A 23,761-nucleotide genomic window follows, 5' to 3' on the forward strand; every position below is an offset into this window, starting at 1 on the left:
TTCTCTATGACGTGGTTTTCATGGACTAAAAACCCGAGCCGGGTTGCTGCAAAAAATCGGCTTCTTGTGGCGTGTCTGCGCGACCCAGTATGGCATTGCGATGGGGGAAGCGGCCGAAGCGCTCGATGATCGCCTGATGGCGGCGGGCAAAGTCGGCAAACCCTTCGAAGGTCGCTTGGGCCGGGGTTGCTGACTGTTCGGCCGCCAGCGCCTCGAACGGGGTCACGCTCCTGGCTTGCTGCTCGCGAGACTCGGCGTGCTCCAGCGGCAGGTAGAAAAAGACCCGAGCCAGCGGGGAGAGCGCCCTGTCTGCTCCAATAGACAATCCTTTCAGGCAGAGGTCGCGAGCATGGGGATCCCGGGTAAAGGCGTCGGGTGTGCCGCGATGTACATTGCGCGGCAGCTGGTCCAGCAGCAGGATCAGTGCCAACCGACCGACGGGTACCTCGGCCCAGTGGGCCAGGCTGCCAGCGGCCGCTGCCTCGGCCAGTTCGCCAAAGCGGCTCGCCAGCAGGGCATCGGTTTCGCGGTTTTTTCCCCACCAGAGTGAGGCTTGCCGCGCGGCACGGGTGGCATCATCGCCAAACCAGAAATCGAGCAGAGGCTGCCAGGGTTGCATGGGAACTCCTTGGATCAGAGGGTCTGGGAGGAAAACAAGGCCAATTGACCCTGATGTGGTAGCTGCCGAAATGGCGGCTTCTCGTTACACTGTGCCATCTTTTACCCGAAATGAGGAACCCTCTCTGGTCGGCATTCGCCTGTGGCGCCTGCCCGGCGAGATGGCCTGCGTGCCAGGGGGGAGTTTTCCACTGATATGAGGAATGCCTGATATGGCCGGAACCAGTTTGTTGGCCCTGCTCGATGATATTGCCAGCGTGCTCGATGACGTGGCGCTGATGACCAAGGTTGCGGCCAAGAAGACGGCCGGCGTGCTGGGGGACGATCTTGCCCTCAATGCCGAGCAGGTTTCCGGCGTGCGGGCAGAGCGAGAGCTGCCTGTGGTGTGGGCGGTGGCCAAGGGGTCGTTTCGCAACAAGCTGATCCTGGTGCCTGCCGCCATCGCCATCAGTGCCCTGGTGCCCTGGCTCATTACCCCCTTGCTGATGCTGGGGGGCGCCTATCTCTGCTTTGAGGGGGCGGAGAAGCTGGCCCACAAGTTGTTGCCACACGATGCAGCAGAAGATGAGCCGAGCAGCCAGGTTGTTCCCGACGATCTGGTGGCCTTTGAACAGCAGAAGGTTAAAGGGGCCATTCGCACCGACTTTATCCTCTCCGCCGAGATCATCGTGATCGCGCTCGGCACTGTGCAAGGCAGCAGCCTGGGTTTGCAGATCTCCGTGGTGGCAGGCATAGCGCTTTTGATGACGGTGGGGGTCTATGGTCTGGTGGGACTTATCGTCAAACTCGACGACATAGGTCTGCACCTGCTGCAAAAGTCCGACGGCAGCGCCTTGCGCCGCGCAGTCGGGCAGGGGCTGCTGGTGACGGCGCCCCGTTTGATGCATCTGCTGGCGCTGGTGGGGACCATCGCCATGTTCATGGTAGGGGGCGGTATACTGGTGCACGGTTGGCCCTTCGCCCATCACCTGATAGAAGGGGCGGCCGGGGCACTTGCCACCTTGCCAACAGTGGGTACAGTGCTGGCCGCCATCACGCCAACCCTGCTCAACGCCGTGGCCGGTGTGGTGGCAGGCCTGCTGCTGGTGCTGGCGATGACACTGGTGAGCAAACTCAAACCCGCCAGATAACGGCGGTTTGTCCACTCTCGGTGCCCGGCCGACAGAGGCCGTCGCACAGATGATTGTTTGTCCTGTTTGTTGACTCGGATGGGGGCTAGGCAAGTGCCGGCCCCCTTCGTACTATCCGAACTGGCACCCGCCCATAGAGGCAGGGTCACATGACATGGATGCAAACAAACAAGGACCATTATGAACCCACCCGAATGGCTGGATGATCACATCTATGCCGCCCCCGACTGCCCGGCGGTCGACGCCGATTTTCATCAGGCCCGCCATACGCTGACGACCTTGAGTCAATTGCTGGACGAGCTTCCTCAAACCACTGACGTCAATGGCTTGCGCCACCTGCTGCGGGCCATCAGAGCCTGCTGGACCGACGTGAATCGGTTGGTATGGAACAGCCAGACCTATGCCTACAACCGGCTCAGTCGCAATGGTTGCGACGAAGCGGCCAAGGTGCTGCTCTCCCGTGGTCAGCAGTTGCAGGCTACCCTGGCCCAGCTCAGCAAGCCGGTGACCCTGTTCTGGGCAAGCGCCCCCGAGGGGCAGGTTCGAGCCTTGCTGCAGGATGCCGAGCTGTTCGAGCTTGCCTACCTCATCCGTCATGATCGCCGCCTGCAGGATCAACGGCTGTCGCTCGAGAGCGAGCAGCTGATCGAGGGGCTCTCGGTGGATGGACTGCAAGGCTGGGGGGATCTCTACGACAGTCTGGTGGGCCGACTCAGGCCCGTGGTGGACGGAGAGCCCATGGGACTGGCCCAGGCGGACAACTTGCTGGCTCACCCGGATCGGGCGCGCCGTGCCAGCGCCTGGCACGGTATCCAGGCCGCCTGGCAGGCAGAGCAGGAGACGGTAGCCGCTATCCTCAACGCCATCAACGGCTGGCGCAACGAACTCGCCGCCCGGCGTGGCAAGACGCGTCGGCTCGATGCGCTGGATGTCTCCTGCCATCAGAGCCATATCGAGCGCGCCACCCTGGATACCCTGATGGCCGAGGCTGACGCCCACAAAGCGCTGGGACGGCGAGCCCTGCACGCCATGGCCAGCGCCCAGCAGATCACCGATTTTGCCCCCTGGGATCTCTATGCCCCTGCGCCCGCCGCGCCCTCGGCCCTGCTTAGCTTCGAGCAGGCACTGACCCTGGTGGCCGATGCCTTCGCCGGTTTTGACCCTGAAATGGGTGCCTTTGCCCGCATGATGGCCGAGAAGGGCTGGATTGATGCAGCCCCCAGCGCAAACCGGCGCAGCGGTGCCTACAGTACCGAATATGCCCATCCTCCCGAGCCTCGGGTGTTTCTCACTTTCGAGGGCACCATGGACAACCTCATCACCCTAGCCCACGAGCTGGGCCATGCCTGGCACAGCTGGCTGTTGCGGGACTTGCCGCTGGAGCAGCGCGACTACCCCAAGACGCTGGCCGAGACCGCCTCCCTGTTTGCCGAGGCCCTGGTGCGTGATGCCCTGTTGGCCGCCACCGACAACATGGAGCAGCGCAGGGCCATCGCCTGGCTGGACGGGGAGCGCGCCGCCAGCCTGCTGCTCGACGTTCCGGCCCGCTTCACCTTCGAGCGGACCCTGGTGGCGGCGCGGGAGCAGGGCTATGTGGGGGCAAGCCAGCTGCGGCAAATGATGAAATCCGCGCAGCAGCAGTGCTATGGTGACACCCTCAGCCAGTACGACGAGCTGTTTTGGGCCAGCAAGGGCCACTTCTCCATCACCGAGCTCGGGTTTTACAACTACCCCTACCTGTTCGGCTACCTGTTCAGCCTGGGGCTCTATGCCCAGAAGGAGCGGGCCGGGGGCGATTTTGCCCACGCCTATCGCGCGCTGCTCACCGACACGGGCCGCATGAGCGCCGAGGATCTGGTGGAGAAACACCTGGGGGTCGACATTCGCGAACCCGCCTTCTGGCAGGAGAGCCTGCGCTATGTGGAGGAGGCGGTCGAGCGCCTCGAACGACTGGTGTGACGGGCTGGCCCGTCTATCGCATTGGCTGATCAGACCGGCCGTTCGGGGGCGCCCCGGCGGCCCTTGTTTCTTTCGTGGCGGGCCCGCAGCGGCCCGGCCATGTGCATTTCACCCTAGGCAGCCTCTGCCCCTGATATTGATGACGAGCGTTTGATGCAGCAACGAATTTATCCACAACAGTGGCACAACCAGCATATCTATCCCGCCCTCGACTGCCCCGAGCTGGAAGCGGACATGAGCCTGGCCCGTGCCAACCTCGCCGTGCTTGCCGGTTTTATCGACGGTCTTGAGCAGGTATTGGGCAATACCGACGCCTTGCCCGATTTTTTGCGCGAAGTACGCCTGCGGGCCCAGCGGATCCGCAATATCGGCTGGAACGTCGCCGTGCTGGCGGCATCAAAGGGCAGTCAGGATGCCTGCGATCCGCTCGCCAAGCAGCTGGCCTCCCGCGCGAGGGCCCTCAATGCCGACCTGTTCAAGGCACTGGCGCCGGTCGAAGACCTGATGCTGGGACTGCCCGAGCCCGAGTTTGAGCGGCTGATGCAGGATCCCTTGCTCGGAGAAGAGGCGTACCGACTGCGCCATGAGCGCCGCTTGCGGGATCAGCGTCTGCCGGTGGAGGCGGAGCAGCTGGTGATCGGCCTTGGTACCGACGGCCTGCATGGCTGGGGCAACCTCTACAACGATCTGGTGGGCAAGATCCGTCTCGTTGTCGACGGTCGCGAGATGGGGCTGGCCGAGGCAAGCAATCTGCTCTCCAGCCCAATACGGGCACTGCGCCGCGAGGCCTTTGATGCCATCAGTGCCGGCTGGGAAGGGGAGCAGGAGACGGTGGCCGCCATCCTCAATGCCCTCAACGGCTGGCGGCTGGAGCTGGCGCGCCAGCGTGGCAAGGTGCGAACCCTCGATGCGCTGGATCTCTCCTGCCACCAGAGTCATATCGAGCGGGCCACCCTGGATACGCTTATGGCCGAGACGTATCAAGCACGGGCGCTGGGACAACGGGCGCTGGGGCTGATGGCCCGGCAGCTTGGTATCACAGATCCGGGACCGGAGGATTTGTTTGCACCACCCCCGGCGGCCAGCAGTCGCGAGATCCCGTTTGAAGAGGCGATCGAGATCATAGCCGCGGCCTTTGCCCGCTTCGATCCCGAGATGGGGGAGTTTGCCCGCATGATGGCCGAGAAGGGCTGGATTGATGCTGCGCCCACCCCGAACCGGCGCACTGGTGCCTACTGCACCAAGTTTGCCGAGCCGGTGGAGCCGAGGGTCTTTATCACCTATGCCGGCACCATGGACAATGTCATCACGCTCGCCCATGAGCTGGGTCACGCCTGGCACAACTGGCTCATTCGCGATCTGCCCATGAGCCAGCGTAGCTATCCCATGACGCTGGCGGAGACCGCCTCCATCTTCGCCGAGACCCTGGTGCGCAGCGCCCTGTTCGAACAGGCGCAGACGCCGGAGCAGCAGCAGGCCATCGCCTGGGCCGAGGCGGACGGCGCCGCCACCTTCCTGGTCAACATTCCGGCCCGCTTTGACTTCGAGCAGGCGCTGGTGGCGGAGCGGGCGCAGGGCTATGTGTCGGCAGAGCGACTCAAGGTGCTGACCGACGAGGCGTGGGGCCGCTGGTATGAGGGGAGTCTGGTGCGTTATTACCCTCTGTTCTGGGCGGCCAAGGCGCATTTTTCCATCGCCGGGCTCGGTTTTTACAACTACCCCTACCTGTTTGGCTATCTGTTCAGCCTGGGGGTCTATCAGCAGTTGATGAGCCGTCAGTCCGCAGGGGAAACGAATGTGGCCGAGGCTTATCGCGCCCTGCTGCGCGATACCGGCCGTATGAGCGCCGAAGATCTGGTGGCAAAACACCTGGGTCAGGATATCCGCGAGGCTGCCTTCTGGCAGGGCAGCATGGCGCTGGTGGCGGCGGCGGTGGATCGCTTCGAGCAGACCTGCTGCTAGGGGTCTTTGCCGCGTAAAAAGCCGCCGGGCAGTGTGTCTGCCCGGCGGCTTTTTTATGGTTTCCCACAGATGATGCTGTGCAGGGGGTGGGGCTGATCATGGCTGATAAAGAGGGCTGCCTTGTGGTACTGAACAACCGTGGTGGGCAATCGTTTGCTATCCCATGGCACAGCCACTTGCCTCGCTAGCCAGGTGATCCCTTCGCCACAGCGGGTGCCCACTTTCATTGCCGAACGGAGCAGGTGAGGTATCTGATTGACTTAATCTGGTTTCATCCGCAACTGGAGGCGTGATCCAAAGCAAGAAAGTGGGATGTTTTGGTGGCGCAAGGCCCCGCCGCTGGGGTAGTTTCGATAGAACCGACACAGTTTTTGAGGTCTTGTCCATGATCATCTATCTGCATGGCTTTGATGCCACCAGCCTCGGCAATCATGAAAAAGTGCTGCAGTTGCAGTTTATCGATGATGATGTGCGTTTCGTGCACTACAGCACGGTTCATCCCCGTCATGACATGAGCCACCTGCTCAAGGAAGTGAAAAAGCAGCTCGACATGAGCACAGACCCCAAGCCTCTCATCTGCGGGGTGGGGCTGGGAGGTTACTGGAGCGAGCGGATCGGCTTCTTGTGCGGCATCAAACAGGTGATCTTCAACCCCAATCTGCACCCCGAGATCACCATGCAGGGCAAGATAGACAGACCGGAAGAGTACGAGGATATAGGCACTAAATGTGTGTCTGAATTTCGTAGTAAAAATTCAGGAAATTGCCTCTGCATCCTTTCCGTTCAGGATGAAATCCGCGATAATGGCGACATTGAGCGTGAATTGAAGAATTATTACAACATCGTGTGGGATGAGCGAGAGACTCACAAGTTCAAAAATATCTCTCATCACCTGCAACAGATGAAGGCTTTCAAAGAAGCCTGATCGATTGTCACGTCATGGATTCAACTATCAAGGGAGCCGATGGCTCCCTTCGCTTTAATGGAACCGAGGTAATTAACCATGACCAATATTGTTGTCGTCGGCGGTGGAGCTGGCGGTCTGGAGCTGGCTACCAGCCTGGGTCGCAAACTGGGCAAGAAGAACAAGGCCAAGATCACCCTGGTCGACCGTAACCGTACCCACCTGTGGAAACCCCTGCTGCACGAAGTGGCCACCGGCTCCATGGACGCGGGTATCGATGCCCTGAGCTACCAGTCCCATGCCAAAAACCACGGTTTCGATTTCCAGCTGGGCAGCCTGACTGACATCAAGCGCGACGAAAAACGCATCGTGCTGGGGAAGATCGTCGATGAGAATGGCGACATAGTGGTGCATGAGCGGGAGGTGCCGTACGACATCCTGGTGATGGCCATCGGTTCCGTTTCCAACGACTTCAACACCAAGGGCATCAAGGATCACTGCATCTTCCTGGACAGCCCCTCCCAGGCGCACCGTTTCCACAACAGCATGATGAACCGCTTCCTGCAGTTCGCCACCGAATACCAGCCTGGTGACAAGGTGAAGATCGCCATCGTTGGCGGCGGTGCCACTGGCGTCGAGCTCTCTGCCGAGCTCTATAACGCTGTGGAGCAGCTCTATGCCTACGGTTTCAAGAACCTCACCACAGAGAGCCTGAAGGTGACTCTGGTGGAAGCGGGCCCCCGCATACTGCCAGCGCTGCCGGAGCGCATCAGTGGTGCGGCTCATCAGGAACTGGTCAAACTGGGGGTGGATGTGCGTACCGCCACCATGATCACCGAAGCCACCAGCGATGGGCTGCACACCAAGGATGGGGAGCTCATCGAAGCTGATCTCATGGTGTGGGCTGCCGGTATCAAGGCGCCGGATTTCATGAAGGATATCGCCGGCCTTGAAACCAACCGCATCAACCAGCTGGTAGTGAAAGAGACACTGCAAACCAGCCGTGACGAGAACATCTTCGTCATCGGTGACTGCGCTGCCTGCCCGCAGCCGGATGGCAAATTCGTGCCGCCACGCGCCCAGTCCGCCCACCAGATGGCGACCCAGGCATGCAAGAATATCCTAGCCAAGCTGGAAGGGGGCGAGATGAAGCCTTACCTCTATCACGATCACGGCTCGCTGGTCTCTTTGAGCCGCTTCTCCACAGTGGGCAGCCTGATGGGCAACCTGATGCGCGGCTCCATGATGGTAGAAGGCTACATAGCACGCATGGTTTACATCTCGCTGTACCGGATGCACCAGGTCGCTCTGCACGGCTACATCAAGACGGGTCTCATCATGCTGGTGGGCCGCATCAACCGGGTACTGCGCCCGACCCTGAAGCTGCACTAAGCTGCCATCAGCACACGAAAAGGAGAGGCCTGGCCTCTCCTTTTTATCGTTCGGGCCCAGGTTCCGGCGATGAGCGCGAGCCAAATGGCGGCATGGTCGCCTGCAACGGCAACCATTATCGTGCAACTGGCTATTAGGGGGCGGGGGATGTTGTCCGGCCGAGGTTTGGGGTAGTCTGAAACCCATTTTCACCTCAGGAGCGCAAGATGATCCTCTCAACCACCCCCACGCTGGAAGGCAAAACCATTCGTGAATACCGCGGCATCGTCGTTGGCGAAGCCATTCTCGGTGCCAATATCTTCAAGGATCTGTTTGCCGGTATCCGCGATATCATTGGTGGCCGCTCCGGTGCCTACGAAAAAGAGCTGGCCCGCGCCCGCGAGATTGCCTTCGATGAACTGAAAGAGCGCGCGCAGGCGCTGGGCGCCAACGCCGTGGTCGGTATCGATATCGACTACGAGGTGGTGGGGCAGAACGGCAGCATGCTGATGGTCAGCATCAGCGGTACCGCCGTTGTAATCTAAGCCCTGTCAGCCATTGAAAAACCGGCAACCTTCTGCCGGTTTTTTTGTTTCTGCCCCGGCGTTGACCGGAACTGTGACAAATCCGGTGATCTTGCTGGCCAGCCTGCATACGCAGGGTTGCCCACTGCCGCCATACTGAAGCAAGGGAAACAGGCAGAGAGGTCAATCATGTGGCATTTTCGGTGGTTATTGTTGTGGTGCTGGCTGGGCAGCGTCGTGGGGGCCAACATTCAGGCGGTAACAGAGGAGCTTCCTCCTTACAACTATCGGGACAGAGACGGTCTGGTAACGGGTCTGTCGGTGGATCTCCTGCAACGGATGGTCGACAGGAGCAAGCTTTCGCTCGACAGCAAGGGGGTGCAACTCCTGCCCTGGGCGCGGGCCTATCAGATGGCATTGCATCAGCCCAACACCGTCATCTTCAGCATTGTACGTCTGCCGGAACGAGAGGCTCTCTTTCATTGGGTTGGCCCCATAGCGCCTCGCACTCTCTGGTTTTATCGCCTGGCGAAACGGGAAGAGGTGACGGCCAGCCATCTCTCTGAGCTGACGCCCTGGCGGATTGCGGTGGTGCGTAATTCCGCAGCGGCACGGGAGCTTGCCGAGATGGGGCTCAACCTGGTGCTGGTGCACGATGAGGATGACAAGTTTCGCATGATGCTGCGCAGGCGAGCGGACATAGCACCTGCCCTGCAGATGGGGCGGCCTATCACATAGAGTCGCTGGGCCACAGCTATTCGGATTTTGTCCCCCTGTTTCAGTATCAGGACACCAAGCAGTTCTACTTTGCCTTCAGCCTGGAGACGGACGAGGCCATCATCAAGGCACTGCAAGGGACCCTGGACAGCATGCGCGCGGATGGGACTTACGATGAGATCACCCAGAAATGGGAGCGTCGCTTCTGGATCAGGCCGGCTAGCGAATGAGCGTCTGCGCGGTGGCCCATGTCAGTACTGAGGTGGCAAGGGGGGTTGTGATGGTTCGCCGCGTTTCGCCGAATCGCTCACCGGGGCCAAGCAGCTTATCCTGATGTCTTTAGGGTCATTTGCGGGTTACTATGAGTCCCTCAAGGTTGGCGCCATAATGCCAGATGGCCGCACTCGGGACAGGACACCTGACAATGACATCACTCAAGCCGCCAGGGCTCAAGCCTGGCGACACCATAGGTTTTTTCTCCCCCTCCAGCGCTGCCACGGCCTGGGCGCCAAACCGCTTTGCCCGTGCAAAGCGGTTTATGGAAGCGCAGGGCTTCAGGCTCAAGGCGGGCAGCCTCACCGGCCAGCAGGATCACTGGCGATCCGGCACCATAGCCGCGCGGGCTGCCGAGCTCAATGAACTGATTCGCGATCCGCACGTGCGTTGCATCATGTCGGTGATTGGCGGCAGCAACTCCAACTCCCTGTTGCCGTATCTCGATTTTGATGCGCTCAAACGGGATCCCAAGATCATCATCGGCTACTCGGATGTGACGGCCCTGCTGCTCGGCATTTATGCCAAAACCGGCCTCGTCACCTTTTATGGCCCGGCGCTGGTGGCCTCGTTCGGCGAATTGCCCCCGCTGGTGGATGAGACCCTGGCCGGGTTTAGCCAGATCTGCCTGGCGGGTGGGGGCGCCATGCCTCATACCTTGCCGACCCCTGCTTATTGGACCGACGAGCGGCTCGATTGGGAAAATCAGACTCGGGCCAAGCAGTGTCAGCCCAACCGGTTGATCTCGGTGGGGACAGGTCGGGTGCGGGGACGGCTGCTGGGTGGCAATCTCAATACCCTGACGGGGATCTGGGGCTCTCCTTACATGCCGGCCATAGCGCACGGAGATATTCTGCTGCTGGAAGACAGCCTCTTGACAGCTGATACGGTGGAGCGCTCCTTCGCCCATCTCAAGCTGTGCGGTGTGTTTGACCGCATCGGCGCCCTGGTTCTCGGCAAGCACGAGCTGTTCGATCATCAGGGCAGTGGCAAGCGGCCGCTCGATATTCTGCTGGAGGTGGTGGGGGAGCCGACCTTTCCCATACTGGCGGAGTTTGACTGTGCCCACACTCATCCCATGCTGACTCTGCCTCTTGGCATCGAGGCTGAGCTGGATCTCGATGCCCGGACCCTTACCTTGTGCGAACCCTGGCTTGGCGAGTGAGTTATCCCGTCAACCGCATTATGCAAAGAGGCCGCAACAGCGGCCTCTTTCACTTTCTCAGGTCCGGGATCAGGGCAGGGCATTGGCCCTGAAGCTGGCCCGGATCTGGGGCACAAGGGGAGAGACGTCGAAGCCTTTCTCCTCCCCCAGCACAGGGTGGAGCAGGGGGAGATCCGGGATCGGGGTCAGATCCCCTGCCAGCAGCTGGCGAGTGGCCTGGCCCATCTGATAGAGCTGGCGCACAGGGGCGAATTGCCGTTCGAGAGAGAGGGCACCATCATCGCGGGTAAAGGCCATCATGGGGATCTGGTAGCTGGCATCGCGGGGCGGTTTGTCGCCGTGAATGCCCTTGCCTGCCGACATCAGAAAGGGTTGATGATCGCCAAAGGCCACCACCAGATAGCGTTTGCCAGAATTGTCCAGCCGTTTGAGCAGCCGCTCCAGGGAAGCCATGGCATCCACCACCCCCGTGTAGTAGGTGTTGAGCAGCTGGCGGTCTGCCGCACTCTGATCCGGACAAGCCTTGTCGAGTTGCTGGGCCTGATAGCGATCCCCGTCGAAGGGGCCGTGGCCCTGCATGGTAACCGCGTAGGCAAAGAGCGGTGAGGCGTCCTGCTCGCTGCGTCTGAGCAGATGGTCGATCAGCGCATCGTCGGAGATGTAAAGCCCCTTGTGCTCGAGACTGGTAAAGCGGGTATCAAACCAGCGCTCTTCATAGCCAAGGGCCGGCATCGCCTTGGCACGGCCCCAGAACTTCTCCACGTAAGGGTGGGCAAACAGGGTGTGATAGCCGCTTTGCTTTGCGCTTTGTGCAAGGCCGGGCACCTGCTCGGACAGGTAGTAATAGGGCACGACGCCCTGCTTGAGCAGGCCCACCGGCAGACCCGTGTTCATCTCGAACTCGGCCAGCACCGTCATGCCGCCTGTGGTGGGGGAGTGGATGGTCTTTTGCCACTGCTGCACGCTGGCGGGCAGGCTCAATGTGGGAGGCGGGGCGCAGATCCTGCCCTGCCAGCCGAGCCAGAGCGACTCGTATTGCAGCACTATTACCAGATCGAAGCGCGGGGGCTGTCCCTGGCTCACATGGCTGATCTGTGGAGTGAACTCATTGATCTGCAAGGGATAGCGAAACACACTGCCGCTTTGCAGCATCTCGTCTACCAGATTGAACAGATAGAGGCCGGGGCCGGAGCGGATGAGATCCCTGTGATAGTTGACCGCTCTGTCCACGTAGCGAATGTTGGCCCCCAGCAGCTTGTTGCCGGTCTGGGTCGCGAACACACACAGGGCAAAAAAGGCGGCGGTGGCGGCGGTCGTGCGAAACAGGCCGCGCAAGACCCAGCGTGACAGGGCGAAACGCCAGCAGACAAACAGCAGCGCAGCGACGCCGAGCACAGGCAATACCGGATGCTGATCCAGCAGGATCCGCAGTAGTGCCAGCAGATTGCCAAGGTCGTCCCCCCCCAGCGGCACCCCGTAGATGGCGATCTTCATGAAGTTGGCGAGCAGGCCAATGCCGGAAAGCGCCGTGAACACCAGCCCCATATAGAGATTGAAGCCCGCCAGGGCACAGAGGCTCCAGCCCAGCACCATGCTGCCCCAGGCGAGATAGTAGTGCTCGGGCCTGAAGCCGGACCAGAGCAGAAACTCCCCCAGTTTGAATACCACAAAGCCGTGCAGCAGCACGAAGGTGAGGTTGCCGAGCAGCAGGCTGCCGATGATCCGCCAGCGCAAACTGCGCCTGAGCTTGGGCAGCAAGGCTTTGAGCACGGCGGCGCTCAGTGCCAGTACCAATAGCAGGCTGGTGAAGAGGTAGGTGAGGTTGAAACCCTGCTCCGGCAGAGTCTGCAGGATCTGGCTGAATTCAGCGCTCTCGGGTCGATCTGCCAGCAGCAGGCCGATCCGCAGCTGATAGCGACTGGCGAGGGCATCGTCCGGTGCCCGCAAGGTGCTGTTGAGATCCAGGGTGCAGCGTCCTTTATTGCATCGCTGGCGTTTTTCTACCGCCTGGCTCAGCTGATCTATGCGCTCCCCTTTGTCGTTGAGCAGCTCCACCCGCACTTTGTCCCCCGCTTGCAGCGGTTTGAGCAGCTGCCACTGGCTGCGCACCACCAGATAGAGGCCACGGTTGTCACTCTTGTAGAGCAGAGAGTGACGCGTGAGCGTCGCTATGGGTTGGTCAGCAGGTCCCAGCACCAGCGGCCGGGCCTGGCCGAGCCAGCTGCCGGGATTGATCTGCGGCAGTATCAGGGTCAGCAGCAGCAGCGCAGCCAGCAAGCCAAGCAGCAGGGAAGGCAGGCTGGGGATCCTGGCTGACCGGCGTGCTGAGGAGGGGACTTTCATATGAGCTCATCCTTTGAGCGAGTAACGACGAATGGCTGCTGCATTTAATGTGACCCGATGGTGAGGGGCTTGTTCCTTGTTGTCAATTTAATGACCAAACAATGAATATTTCGTGACCATGAAGCCATGCAAACTGTGATCCTGATCGGGCCGTCACACTCATTCTGTGATGAAAGCGTCATCATGACGCTTTGCTGCTGGTCTGCACCTGCCTTGCTGCTTAGTCTCTCAATAATGGATGGAGGTACATGTATGAATCCCAAGGTAGCGGCACGTCAGGCAAGATTGCTCCGCATGCTGGAGAGCAAGGAGGAGATCCGGATCGGGCGCGAGCAGGATTGTCCCTTGCCACTGGCACAGCTGGTGAGACTCAGAGAGGATAATCCCTCCGTGCTCAAGGTCTATCGTCACGGGCTCACCGCCGAGGTGTTTCACCTCAAGGTGGAGGGACATCACTGGTGCCTGAAACGGCGCAGGCATGACTCCCTGGTGGCCAATATCGACGGCAAGACCGCCTTCCTGACCGAGCTGGAGCGGCGCCGCGAGATAGAGGCGCTGCGTGAGCTGCATCCCACCATTCTCTCTCACGTGGTTTGTACCTGCTTTGGCTCGGCCAGGGCCGGGGTGCTCGTCTCTCCCTGGTTGCGAGGGGTGCCGGTACACGACCTCAATGAGCGCAATCTGGCCCAGATGCTGGCGGTGCAGGCCGAGCTCGCCCATTGGGGCTGGTTTGACTGGGATCCGAGCCCGGGCAACCTGCTCGATGATGGCCAGCAGATCGCCGTGTTCGATTTTGGCTACATGTGGCCGTTCGATCCCCGCCATGAATTCAACTCAAACGGCCTCTCCGATCCCCAGTTTCATGTGCCGGAACGGCTGGAGACCCGCACCCTCTCGGGTCTCTGGCTCGACGAGCCGGATCCGTTGCCGCAGTTTCGCTACTGGCGTGGACTCTGTCTGGGCTGGGTGCAGCGCGAATTGCAATATCTGACCCGGGAGGGGGCAAGCTCGGCAGTGCTGGCTCGATTGCAAGGGTTGCAGGGGGAGTGGCGCTCGGCACTGGCAAGCGACGACGCGCTGGCCGCCAACTGGTGGCGGGACATGTATCGCAGCCATCGGCTCGACATCATGGATGACCTCAGCGGCAAGAGCTGCGGCCCGCTCACCCTGCGCCGGCTCGACTGGCTTGAGAAGGCGGTGACCGACCATTTCGCCGAGCTGGCGGATAATCTGGGGCCTGACGAGGCAGGCTATAGCCAGGCAGCGCTGCTGGCCAGACTCGCGGGTCTGCGTGAAGAGATCCGCACCTGCCTGTTGCCGGTGCCGACTCTGGCGGGGTAGGGGCTGGTATCTGCATCGATGACATGGGCATCAACGACAAGAGGGGCACCCTGAGTGCCCCTCTTTTATACCGTGTCCAATCTCGGCTGACTCAGTCGAGCAGCTCCTGGTGGAGGCGATTGACGATGTGGCCCGCTTCTTCTTCCTTGACCAGGAAGCAGAGATTGTGGGCACTGGCGCCATAACAGATCATGCGGATGTTGTGCTCGCGAATGGCGTCAAAGACCTGACTGCCTACACCGGCCGCCTCGCTCATGCGGTTGCCGATGAGCGCCACCAGTGCCAGACCGGTTTCCACCTTCACCTTGCACAGCTGACCCAGCTCGGCCAGCACCTTGTCGCTGAGCACGGGCTCGCCGTTGCTCTGGCTGCCGGTGTGATCCAGGGTGAGCGACACGCTCACTTCCGAGGTGGTGATGAGATCCACCGAGATGCGGTGGCGGGCCAGGATGCCGAACACCTCGGCCAGGAAGCCGTAGGCGTGGAACATGTTGAGGCTGTGCAGTGTGACCAGCACTTGCTGGCGGCGCAATGCCACGGCGCGAAATAGCGGGTTGGTGCTGGTGCTGGCACGGATCCAGGTGCCGCCGGCGGCGGGATCCTTGCTGGAGCCGACAAAGACAGGAATGTCCTGGCGCACCGCAGGTTGCAGGGTGGCCGGGTGCAGCACCTTGGCGCCAAAAGTAGCCATCTCGGCCGCTTCCACGAAGCTTATTTCGGGAATGGGGCGTGCACGTGTCACCAGTCGCGGATCCGTGGTGTAGATGCCGGGCACATCGGTCCAGATCTCTATGCTGCCCGCATCCAGCGCTTCGGCGAGCAGTGCTGCGCTGTAATCGGAGCCGCCGCGACCAAGCGTGGTGGTGCGGCCATCGGCATCCGAGCCGATGAAGCCCTGGGTGATGATGAGGCTGTCGCCGAGCAGAGGCCCCAGCGTCTGTTGGCAGAGGTCGCGAGTGGCGGCGAGATCCACGGTCGCCTTGCCAAATCGGCTGTCGGTGCGCATCAGCTGGCGCACATCCTGCCAGTGGGCCTTGATACCACGCTGGTGCAACAGCTCGATGAAGAGGCGGGTAGACATCAGCTCGCCACAGGCGATGAGCCTGTCAGCCAGTTCCGCATCCGTATGCTGACTGGCCTGGCGGGCCATGGTGCGGATCTCGCCGAGGGTGGCATGGATCAGGGTACTCACGTCGGCGGGATCGCCCAGTGCCGTCAGTATGGCCTGCTGGATCTCGGCCAGTTTGGCCAGCTGTGCCTCCTGGCCTGCCTCGTCCAGATCGCCCTGGGCCAGTGCCACCAGCAGATTGGTGACGCCGGCGCTGGCGCTCAGTACCACCACCCGGGTTGCCGGATTGGCCAGCACCACATTAGCGCAATTGTTCATGGCCGCGGCATTGGCGACACTGGTTCCGCCAAACTTGGCGACATTGATCGGGCTCATTGCTTACTCCTGTCTTAATATAAAAATCCGGTTCCATCGGGCAAAAAGAGAGGAGGAGGCTGAAAATGGCAGGAATGAGAGAAGCTATCCCGGCCAGAAGCACTCCACCCGCAGAGCCCATCCCGTACCCGCCCCTGATGGGGCGCGGTGGGGGATGACCACTACCGATGACAACCCGGGGGATTCAGCCCCCGCAGCCGACGTTGAGGTATCCAGTTGCCTCACACATCTCGGCGCTGCTCCCCCTGACCCAAGTTCATCGGACGCTGGTGTCCTCCCTTGGGCTGCCTGGGCAGCGCTCCTCTTCTGGCTCCACCGCAGGCGGTGGAGTGCAATTAGAAATACCCTGTGCTGGATTGCACTGTCAATCGAGATTGTGAAAAAGTTAACAATCGACGACAACTCGGCACAAGATCAACAAGTTACGAAATGGTTTTTGACAAAACCTTGGAGCGGCGCTGCCAGTTGTAGAGCCGTTGCCGTTCCACCGGCAGGTCTTCCACCTCCAGCGGATCGAAGCCCCGTTCCCGGAACCAGTGAATGGAGCGGGTAGTGAGTACGAACAGGCGACGAATGCCGAGCCGCTTGGCCCGCTCGGCCACCTTGGCCACCAGCTGATCCCCCCGATTGGAGTTGCGATACTCGGGGTGAATGGCGACGCAGGCCATCTCCGCCATTGCCTCTTCCATGAAGCAGTAGAGCGCCGCGCAGCCGATGATGAGGCCGTCGCGCTCTATGATGGTGAACTTGTCTATTTCCATCTCCAGCTGCTCGCGAGAGCGGCGCACCAAAATGCCGTCCTCCTCCAGCGGGCGAATGAGATCCAGAATGCCGCCAATGTCTTCGATGGTGGCTGCGCGGGCCTGCTCGGCGCTTTCCCGCACTATCTGGGTACCGAGGCCGTCGCGACTGAACAGCTCTTGCAACATGGCGCCGTCATCCTGATAGCTCACCAGATGGGAGCGGGGCACGCCGCCCCGGCAGGAGGCAATTGCCGCACGCAGGTAACGGGCTGTGCCTGACATCTCTTCCCCCGCCTGCTCCAGCTCCACCAGCAGCTCCTCGGCCTGCTCGGGGAAGAGCTCCGAGATGGCTTCGCCGTGTCTGTCCATGACGCCCTGGGTGCTGCTGAAACAGATAAGCTTGTCGGCTTTGAGATCCACCGCCACCCGGCGGGCGACCTCTTCCGAGCTCAGGTTGAAGCTCTCGCCGGTGACCGAGCAGCCGATGGGGGAGATGAGCACCAGCCCCTTCTGATCCAGCTGGCGCGTGATCCCCTCCACGTCGATGCGGCGTACCCGACCGCTGTGACAAAAGTCGATGCCATCATCCACCCCCAGCGGCTGGGCGGTGACGAAGTTGCCACTCACCACGCTGATGCGGGCTCCCTGCATGGGGGTGTTGGCCAGCCCCATGGAGAGCTGGGCCGTGATGTCGTACTGCAGGCCGCCACACACCTGTTTGATGATGGCGAAGCTCTCGTCATCGGTGACCCGGATCCGCCTGTGGTACTGGGCTTCGATGCCCGCGCGAGCCAGTGCCTCGTCGTTTTGCGGACGTGAACCGAACACCAGCACCAAACGAATTCCCAGCGTCTGCAGCAGGGCGATATCGCTGACGATATTGGCAAAATTGGGGTGGCAGATGGCTTCCCCTCCCATCATCAGCACAAAGGTGGCGCCTCTGTGCACATTGACATAGGGGGTAGACTGCCGAAAGGCATAGACCAGGCTGGGTTCGCGTTCACGCACTTGAGGCTTCTTCCATAAAAAAACAGCAATGGGCTCAATATATGAAAATAAATTCACAAATCAAGACTAAATATTGATTTGGCCATTTTATGCCACCATTTTGTCCGCTTGATGACGCTGAAGAAAAACGAGAGACGAGAAGGCGGTGAAAAATACAGCAACACCAGTCTGGCTGTGGCCTTGGTTGATCCCGGCTCATAACCTGTTATCTTCGAGACTCCTTTTCGTCAGCTGTGCGATGACACAGGTTTTTATACAAGGACAGGGTTCATGGAACAGATTATTTCACCGGCAGATGCACTGCCGGGACGCCGCGATGCGATGGTGATTGGCCAGCAACATGCCGTCAATGGTCACCCGACTCAGGGCCCCTGGCCTGAAGAGATGGCAGTAGCCTGGTTTGGCATGGGGTGTTTCTGGGGTGTTGAGCGTCTGTTCTGGCAGCAGCCCGGTGTCTACTCCACCGCCGCTGGCTATCAGGGTGGCGTCACCCAGAATCCCACCTACAAGGAGGTGTGCAGCGGTCTGACCGGTCACGCCGAAACGGTACAGGTGGTGTTTGACCCCAGCGTCATCAGTTATGCCGCCCTGCTCAAGCTGTTCTGGGAGCAGCATGATCCGGCCCAGGGCATGCGCCAGGGTGGCGATGTCGGTACCCAGTACCGTTCGGTGATCTTCTATGGCGACGAAACCCAGCAGGTGATCGCCCAGCAGAGCCAGGCCGCCTATCAGCAGGCCATGATGGCCAGTGGCGACAGCCGTGCCATCACCACCCGCATCTTGCCGCTGGCGCCCTTCTATTACGCCGAGGATTACCATCAGCAATATCTGGAGAAAAATCCGGAAGGGTATTGCGGGCTGGGGGGGATCGGAGTCTGTTTGCCGCCGAGCCTCAATCGCTAACAGATGGTGCCATGCTAGATCACCCCTGCTTTGATACCAAAAGAGGCCGCATTTGCGGCCTCTTTTACGCCTGATGTCGACTGACTGTCGGCGCAGTGAAAAAATCGTAAAAAAAGATGTCATGAACGGGAACTAAATAGAATTGGCCCTGCCGAACTAAGTAGCTTCCAAGGATGGCAGCCAAGACCAGACACATTTCTTGCCTCGACCTTCACTGAACGCCACTGAAAAGCTGGATAGATTGAAATGATAGCAAGCAGGGCTGCCCATTGAGGCGGCCCTTTTCATGTGTGCTGTGTGCGGAAAAATACGGGCGTCTGGGTCGGCGCCACGTCGATCAGGTGTTTCGACGGATTAGCTGATGGCGCCGTCAAACAGGTTTTTGATGAGGTCGATGAACTCTTCGAGGAAGGCTTGCTGGGCCGGGGTAGGGGCACGCAGCCAGACGGCGGAGAGCACCTCTTCCAGATCGGCGACCACGGCATCGGCTTCCTGCATGATCATGAAGCGCAATTTGGGATCGAGCTGCGGGTTCTGTTCGCAGATGGCCATCAGGTTGCTCGCCACCCGGCTGCTCACCAGATCTTCGATGGTCTGTTCACCACCGCTCTGCTGCTGGGCTTCAAACAGTCCCAGACTCTCCACCAGATACTCAATCAGGGCGATATAGCCTTCGCTTTCTACAACCATGGCGGCCTCAATCCTCAACAATACGAAAAAACTGTGCGTATTTTAGTGGCTGGTCCTAGCTTGGCAAGCGGCAGTGCAGACGATAGCGGATAAAACTGACTCCACCCCGCTCCACGCTTTCCAATCCGGTCAGCTCAAAGCCATACCGTAAAAATAGCCCATAGCTGAAGGCGCTGGCTTCCGTCGTCAGAGTCTGGATGCCGAGCCGAGTCGCCTGGCTGAGGGCTGTGGCGAGCAAGAGGCCGCCAAACCCCTGCCGTTGGTGATCTGCGCTCACATAAAGCAGGCTCAGGTGACCATCGTCGCTGAGGGTGACGAAGCCGAGCACGGCGCCGGCTTGCTCCAGCACCCAGCCGTGGTGCTCACGCAACTGGCTGACAAAGCCGGGATGATGGGCACCGAGGGCCCACTGCGCTACCTGCGCCTCGCTGTAGTGCTCGGGGCCGCGTTGGCGAACCGACTGCTCGAACAGGGTAATGAGGGCGGGGATATGCGGCTCGCTCAGAGGGACTATTTTGGGCTGCTCCGGCATGGGATGGCTCACAGTGTCGGCGCTTGCGGCCGTTTGGCCTTGGGCAGGCCGGCAACCACCCGTTCATAGGAGTGGTGGACCCAGCCTTGCCAGAGATCGCTGGCAAGGGTGTCGCTCAGGGTAACCGTGTTCCAGTGCTGCTTGTTCATGTGCCAACCGGGTTTGACCTCGGGGTGGATCTCCCGCAGCAGCAGGGCGAGCTCGGGCTCACATTTGAGGTTGATGGTGAGCGGGTCTGCCTGCCAATTCACCAGCGCGAACATCTTGCCGGCGATGCGATAGACCAGGATCTCCGGGCCGAAGGGGGTGTCCTCCTGAGTGCCCGGCAGGGTCAGCAGAAAGGCTCTCAAACTCGTCAACTCCATGGTCACGCTCCTCGCCAGTTGCCATGCAAACGTATTTTTTGGGTGAAAATATCTGCTAAGATGCGCGCCTACTATACCCCAATGCCGTCGATGAGGGAGTCGCAAGATGCTGTATCACAAGACGTTCGAGCTTGGCCCCGACAGGGATTGGGTGGTATTCGTGCACGGTGCCGGTGGCAGCTCCTCCATCTGGTTCAAGCAACTGCGCGCCTATCGCGAGCACTTCAACGTGCTGCTGCTGGATCTGCGTGGCCACGGTCAGTCCCACCAGTTGCAGCAGGTGGTCAAGGGGCACTACAGCTTCCGGGCCGTGACCGAAGACATAGTGCGTCTGCTCGATCATCTCAATATCCGTTGCGCTCACTTTGTCGGCATCTCCCTTGGCACCATCCTCATTCGCCATCTGGCGGAGCTCTGCCCGGAGCGGGTCAAGAGCATGGTATTGGGCGGCGCCATACTGCGGCTGGATATTCGCTCCCGGGTATTGGTGCAACTGGGGCGCCTCGGTCAGCACATCCTGCCCTACATGTGGCTCTACCGTCTGTTCGCCTTCATCATAATGCCGCGCCAGCACCATCAGGAGTCGCGCAACCTCTTTGTGCGCGAGGCCCGCAAGCTCTGCCAGAAGGAGTTCAAACGCTGGTTCCGCCTCGCCACCGAGGTCAACCCCCTGATGCGCTACTTCAAGGAGCGCGCCCTGCCGATCCCGACCCTCTATGTGATGGGGGAGGAGGATCATATGTTCCTGGCACCGGTGCGCGAGCAGGTGGCCCGCGATGCCTACAGCCAGCTCGAGATCATCGAAAACTGCGGCCATGTTTGCAATGTGGAGCAGCCGGATCACTTTAATCGGCAGTCGTTGGCGTTTATATCCAACCAGACGGCTGCGATATAAGCCATTTAATAGATAAGGTTTGGCGTAGGTTGGGTTGAGCGGAGCGAAACCCAACACGGTAATATTACTTTCAACAAGTTGAACACAGGTTTTGATTATTTCGAGTAGGTTCGATTAGCGAAGCGTAATCGAACGCACGGAAAGGAAATATCTATCTTTGGTTGCGTTATTTACTCTTATCCAAGGATGGTTTTTAATATATGGATACACCCCCCCTGATTTTACTGGAAAGGGGCGTTTCGCTAATCTAACCTACGAATTTAATTAATTCTATACGCCTAAACTTCCACTTACATGCCATTTGCTTATGTTAGGAAATGGCATGTTTTTATTTTTAAGGCGAATCCTTACATCATCCCAATCAAGAATTACTGAGAACTTCTCAGCAATTTGTTCAGAGGATATTTCTGATTTAATGCTATACGCATAAATTCCAATGGCGTCTCCATTATTGGAATTTTTGTATATGTTTATCATGTTTTGAATACATTCTCTTGCCGCTGTGACATTACCTTCGATAAGTTTTCTGATCTTATCGTGCACATTGCTGAATGAACCAACGTAAACTCTTGTTGCTCTTACTAAATCTGTCTTTTCTTCTATTTCTTTAAAGACAGATTTTTTAAATTTTTCATTTTCTTTAAGCTCATCTTTCAAAGAAAATAATCTTATGGTATTAATCATTTGCTTTCCATCACCCTCACCGATCCACCGACTAGGCAATGATAAAGAATGTACAGCGAGCCCATAGTGTTGAACATGATTTCTTAATGCCTCCATGAAACGATATTCTTGGTGATTATCATACTCTTCACTAAAGTAATATTTAGCCAGGTTTCCCGATGACTCGCAGCCATGCTGACAGGTACGAACATGCTTTTCAATCTGATCGTAATACAGTTTTGTAGATGTGAGAAGGTTAATTACTCTTCGGTTAAACACACTGATGATATCGTGGCTTTCATTATATGAGTTTTGAGAGAAAACCATCTGCTGAGCAACTTGAGTCAATAATTCTTTCTCTAGCTCTAGAAAATTGGAGACCAATAAATCATATTTTTCTTCTATTGCCATTGCAGAGGAAAGAATGTTTCGTGATATCTTTAGTGTTTCAAATTGAACCTCATCAAGAGGCAGAGCAACTGTCTTACCAAGAATCATTTGCTTTATAAAATACTTCATAAGTATTCCTATACAGTATTGTTCATTCAGCTCAGCTCAACTCAGCCTATCAGTTCAATATCCCGTCATCTCCAGATAGCCCAGCCCTTTGGCATCTCCCTCCACCGTCACAGCCCCCTCCCAGTAGTCAAAGCGACCGGTCATGGCTTGATTGGGCTGGCGCGCCCGTATGGTGAGGGTCATCCCGGCGGCCTCAAGTTGCCACTCGACGGGGTAGGGCTGCCCCTTGGGGCCGCGCCAGGTGTTGCCCGGTGTAAGGCGAATAGCGTCGGGGGCGAGCACCCGGCTGCTGCCATCTTGTTCAATTAAAATGCCGTAGCGGTTTTCGGGATTAGCGCGGCCCGCCTTGGTGCGCAGGCGAAACAGCAAGGTAGGTTGGGCTGAGCTTGCGAAGCCCAACGTTTACCGAGACGTAAGGATAAGGAATTGCTCTATTCGCCATGTCTTTAAAATAAGGTGGTGGTGCAATGCGCTTCGCTTATTGACACCCTACGGCCGGGATAGCTACCGCACGGGGTTACAGCTCCCCGTGCGCTGCTTTTAACCAGATTGAAAATGGGTAAATCATGGGCTTACCTCGGCTGCTTTTGGGGCTGTTAGGGCCAGATGAGCAAGGTATCAAACACCGACCAACAAAAGTGAGTAAAAAGTTAGTTATCGCTCGGATTTTGAAAGGATTTTTGACAGGGATCAGACTTGAGCCAAGTTGGCAGCGGGTTGAGTGGGTGAGGGTGTTCGATAAATAAACAGATAAGGCAACTGGCGCCCAGTGACAGGAGTGGCTGGGCAATATCACTGTGATGCCCTGTTATAAGGGCTATTTGTTTCGGGTCATCGAGCAGACCGGCCACCCCGGTAGCCGGTATCTGCAGAGCGCCGCAGTCAGTGGTGTGGCAAGTGAGGATCAATCACGGCCCTCTTTTTTGAGGCTCAGCAGCCAAGGCACTATGGTCAGAATAAACAGCGCTATCAAGGTAGCGAGCACCGCAGTGGATTCTCGGCCCATCCCTGCGGCAATGCCGATGGCTGCCGTGACCCAGATACCGGCTGCCGTTGTCAGCCCCTGGGTTTCTGTCTGCCGGGTGCCCAGAATGATGGTGCCGGCCCCCAGAAATCCCACACCGGCAGTCAGACCCTGCAACACCCGGGTCAGGTCGGCGGTTGATGCCCCAGCTTGCTGGGGGATCAGAACGAACAGGGCGGCACCAATACTGACCAGCATATGGGTGCGGATCCCGGCACTTTTCCCTTTCTGTTCACGCTCGTAGCCTAATAGACCACCCAATAAGCCGGCTACCAGCAGACGTAATACAATCTGCGTCATCTGCTGGATATCTTGAATATCCGCAAATTCAGACAAGACAGTTTTCCATATTTCTTGCCACATAAATTCCATCCTTGTACTTGCAACTTACCGACTGAAGATAATGAGAAGTTCATTATGTCGCCATCAGAGACGAGCGCATGAGCTCTTCGTGGGCAGACATGCATGCAAGTTGAAAGGGTATCAAATGGTGATTGATTCTGTTGAACAAAACCTTATCCACCCCGTGGAATTTGAACGCAATTTTGATGGCAGTCTGGTTTCTGCCTGTGCTGGTGTGGGGATAGCTGAGTAGGGAAGTGTCTATAGGGGGAAGGTCTGATTCAATGGCCGGCCTTGTTGCTGCGTGACTCTTCGTTTGTTGCCAA

20 protein-coding genes, 1 pseudogene and 1 riboswitch are annotated in these 23,761 nt (G+C 58.8%); of the genes and pseudogenes, 11 read left to right on the forward strand and 10 right to left on the reverse strand.

What is annotated here, in order from left to right; translation table 11 throughout:
• Window positions 1-25: 25 nt before the first annotated feature.
• Complete coding sequence (locus GWQ27_RS04500; protein ID WP_275906767.1) at window positions 26-619, reverse strand: DUF924 family protein; 594 nt, start codon at window positions 617-619, stop codon at window positions 26-28.
• A 211-nt stretch (window positions 620-830) separates the two neighbouring features.
• Here GWQ27_RS04500 and GWQ27_RS04505 point away from each other — a divergent pair, with 211 nt between their 5' ends.
• From GWQ27_RS04505 to GWQ27_RS04545, 8 genes are all read left to right on the forward strand, one after another.
• Window positions 831-1,748, forward strand: a complete 918-nt coding sequence (locus GWQ27_RS04505; RefSeq protein WP_275906768.1) for a DUF808 domain-containing protein — start codon at window positions 831-833, stop codon at window positions 1,746-1,748.
• A 180-nt stretch (window positions 1,749-1,928) separates the two neighbouring features.
• Entirely contained in the window at window positions 1,929-3,707 is a 1,779-nt protein-coding gene (locus GWQ27_RS04510; protein WP_275906769.1) for a M3 family oligoendopeptidase, read from the forward strand.
• Window positions 3,708-3,860: 153 nt separating this feature from the next.
• Entirely contained in the window at window positions 3,861-5,669 is a 1,809-nt protein-coding gene (locus tag GWQ27_RS04515) for a M3 family oligoendopeptidase (RefSeq protein ID WP_275906770.1), read from the forward strand.
• Window positions 5,670-6,054: 385 nt separating this feature from the next.
• Window positions 6,055-6,594 (forward strand): alpha/beta hydrolase YcfP, encoded by a 540-nt coding sequence (ycfP, locus tag GWQ27_RS04520; RefSeq protein WP_005310449.1) that lies wholly within the window; start codon window positions 6,055-6,057, stop codon window positions 6,592-6,594.
• Window positions 6,595-6,672: 78 nt separating this feature from the next.
• On the forward strand, window positions 6,673-7,965 hold the full coding sequence (locus GWQ27_RS04525; RefSeq protein WP_005310451.1) for an NAD(P)/FAD-dependent oxidoreductase: 1,293 nt from the start codon (window positions 6,673-6,675) through the stop codon (window positions 7,963-7,965).
• Between the two features lie 206 nt (window positions 7,966-8,171).
• Entirely contained in the window at window positions 8,172-8,489 is a 318-nt protein-coding gene (locus GWQ27_RS04530) for a heavy metal-binding domain-containing protein (RefSeq protein ID WP_005310453.1), read from the forward strand.
• A gap of 168 nt (window positions 8,490-8,657) precedes the next feature.
• Window positions 8,658-9,206, forward strand: a complete 549-nt coding sequence (locus GWQ27_RS04535) for a transporter substrate-binding domain-containing protein (RefSeq protein WP_275906771.1) — start codon at window positions 8,658-8,660, stop codon at window positions 9,204-9,206.
• A gap of 403 nt (window positions 9,207-9,609) precedes the next feature.
• Complete coding sequence (locus GWQ27_RS04545) at window positions 9,610-10,623, forward strand: S66 peptidase family protein (RefSeq protein WP_275906772.1); 1,014 nt, start codon at window positions 9,610-9,612, stop codon at window positions 10,621-10,623.
• Between the two features lie 69 nt (window positions 10,624-10,692).
• On the opposite strand, the gene GWQ27_RS04550 is transcribed toward GWQ27_RS04545, so the two are convergent.
• A complete protein-coding gene (locus tag GWQ27_RS04550; protein WP_275906773.1) occupies window positions 10,693-12,966 on the reverse strand; it encodes an alkaline phosphatase family protein in 2,274 nt (757 codons plus the stop codon).
• A gap of 252 nt (window positions 12,967-13,218) precedes the next feature.
• Between GWQ27_RS04550 and GWQ27_RS04555 the strand changes: the two genes are divergently transcribed.
• Complete coding sequence (locus GWQ27_RS04555) at window positions 13,219-14,307, forward strand: hypothetical protein (protein WP_275906774.1); 1,089 nt, start codon at window positions 13,219-13,221, stop codon at window positions 14,305-14,307.
• Between the two features lie 91 nt (window positions 14,308-14,398).
• Here the strand turns inward: GWQ27_RS04555 and lysC are convergent, their stop codons facing one another.
• A complete protein-coding gene (gene lysC, locus GWQ27_RS04560; protein WP_275906775.1) occupies window positions 14,399-15,751 on the reverse strand; it encodes a lysine-sensitive aspartokinase 3 in 1,353 nt (450 codons plus the stop codon).
• An 89-nt stretch (window positions 15,752-15,840) separates the two neighbouring features.
• A riboswitch (Lysine riboswitch) is annotated at window positions 15,841-16,065 on the reverse strand.
• 108 nt (window positions 16,066-16,173) lie between these two features.
• Window positions 16,174-17,502, reverse strand: coding sequence for an amino-acid N-acetyltransferase (gene argA / locus GWQ27_RS04565; RefSeq protein ID WP_017411372.1), 1,329 nt, complete (start codon window positions 17,500-17,502; stop codon window positions 16,174-16,176).
• Between the two features lie 270 nt (window positions 17,503-17,772).
• Here argA and msrA point away from each other — a divergent pair, with 270 nt between their 5' ends.
• Window positions 17,773-18,405: a peptide-methionine (S)-S-oxide reductase MsrA gene (msrA, locus tag GWQ27_RS04570; protein WP_111589408.1), complete on the forward strand. Its 633-nt coding sequence runs from the start codon at window positions 17,773-17,775 to the stop codon at window positions 18,403-18,405.
• Window positions 18,406-18,759: 354 nt separating this feature from the next.
• Here msrA and GWQ27_RS04575 read toward each other — a convergent pair whose 3' ends face one another.
• From GWQ27_RS04575 to GWQ27_RS04585, 3 genes are read right to left on the reverse strand one after another with little or no spacing between them, the layout of a single operon-like run.
• Window positions 18,760-19,095 (reverse strand): DUF3802 family protein, encoded by a 336-nt coding sequence (locus GWQ27_RS04575; protein ID WP_005310468.1) that lies wholly within the window; start codon window positions 19,093-19,095, stop codon window positions 18,760-18,762.
• 55 nt (window positions 19,096-19,150) lie between these two features.
• Window positions 19,151-19,627, reverse strand: a complete 477-nt coding sequence (locus tag GWQ27_RS04580) for a GNAT family N-acetyltransferase (RefSeq protein WP_275906798.1) — start codon at window positions 19,625-19,627, stop codon at window positions 19,151-19,153.
• An 8-nt stretch (window positions 19,628-19,635) separates the two neighbouring features.
• Window positions 19,636-19,992: an MmcQ/YjbR family DNA-binding protein gene (locus GWQ27_RS04585; RefSeq protein WP_275906776.1), complete on the reverse strand. Its 357-nt coding sequence runs from the start codon at window positions 19,990-19,992 to the stop codon at window positions 19,636-19,638.
• Window positions 19,993-20,098: 106 nt separating this feature from the next.
• Between GWQ27_RS04585 and GWQ27_RS04590 the strand changes: the two genes are divergently transcribed.
• Window positions 20,099-20,887, forward strand: a complete 789-nt coding sequence (locus GWQ27_RS04590) for an alpha/beta hydrolase (RefSeq protein WP_275906777.1) — start codon at window positions 20,099-20,101, stop codon at window positions 20,885-20,887.
• Between the two features lie 270 nt (window positions 20,888-21,157).
• On the opposite strand, the gene GWQ27_RS04595 is transcribed toward GWQ27_RS04590, so the two are convergent.
• The 3 genes and pseudogenes from GWQ27_RS04595 to GWQ27_RS04605 form a co-directional block, all read right to left on the reverse strand.
• A complete protein-coding gene (locus GWQ27_RS04595) occupies window positions 21,158-22,069 on the reverse strand; it encodes a hypothetical protein (RefSeq protein ID WP_275906778.1) in 912 nt (303 codons plus the stop codon).
• A gap of 54 nt (window positions 22,070-22,123) precedes the next feature.
• Window positions 22,124-22,438 (reverse strand): annotated as a pseudogene (locus GWQ27_RS04600) (lipocalin family protein); the annotation flags it as partial.
• 535 nt (window positions 22,439-22,973) lie between these two features.
• On the reverse strand, window positions 22,974-23,393 hold the full coding sequence (locus GWQ27_RS04605; RefSeq protein WP_275906779.1) for an MgtC/SapB family protein: 420 nt from the start codon (window positions 23,391-23,393) through the stop codon (window positions 22,974-22,976).
• Between the last annotated feature and the right edge of the window lie 368 nt (window positions 23,394-23,761).

Origin of the sequence: Aeromonas sp. 5HA1 (assembly GCF_029237245.1) — a bacterium.
Lineage (GTDB): Bacteria > Pseudomonadota > Gammaproteobacteria > Enterobacterales > Aeromonadaceae > Aeromonas > Aeromonas salmonicida.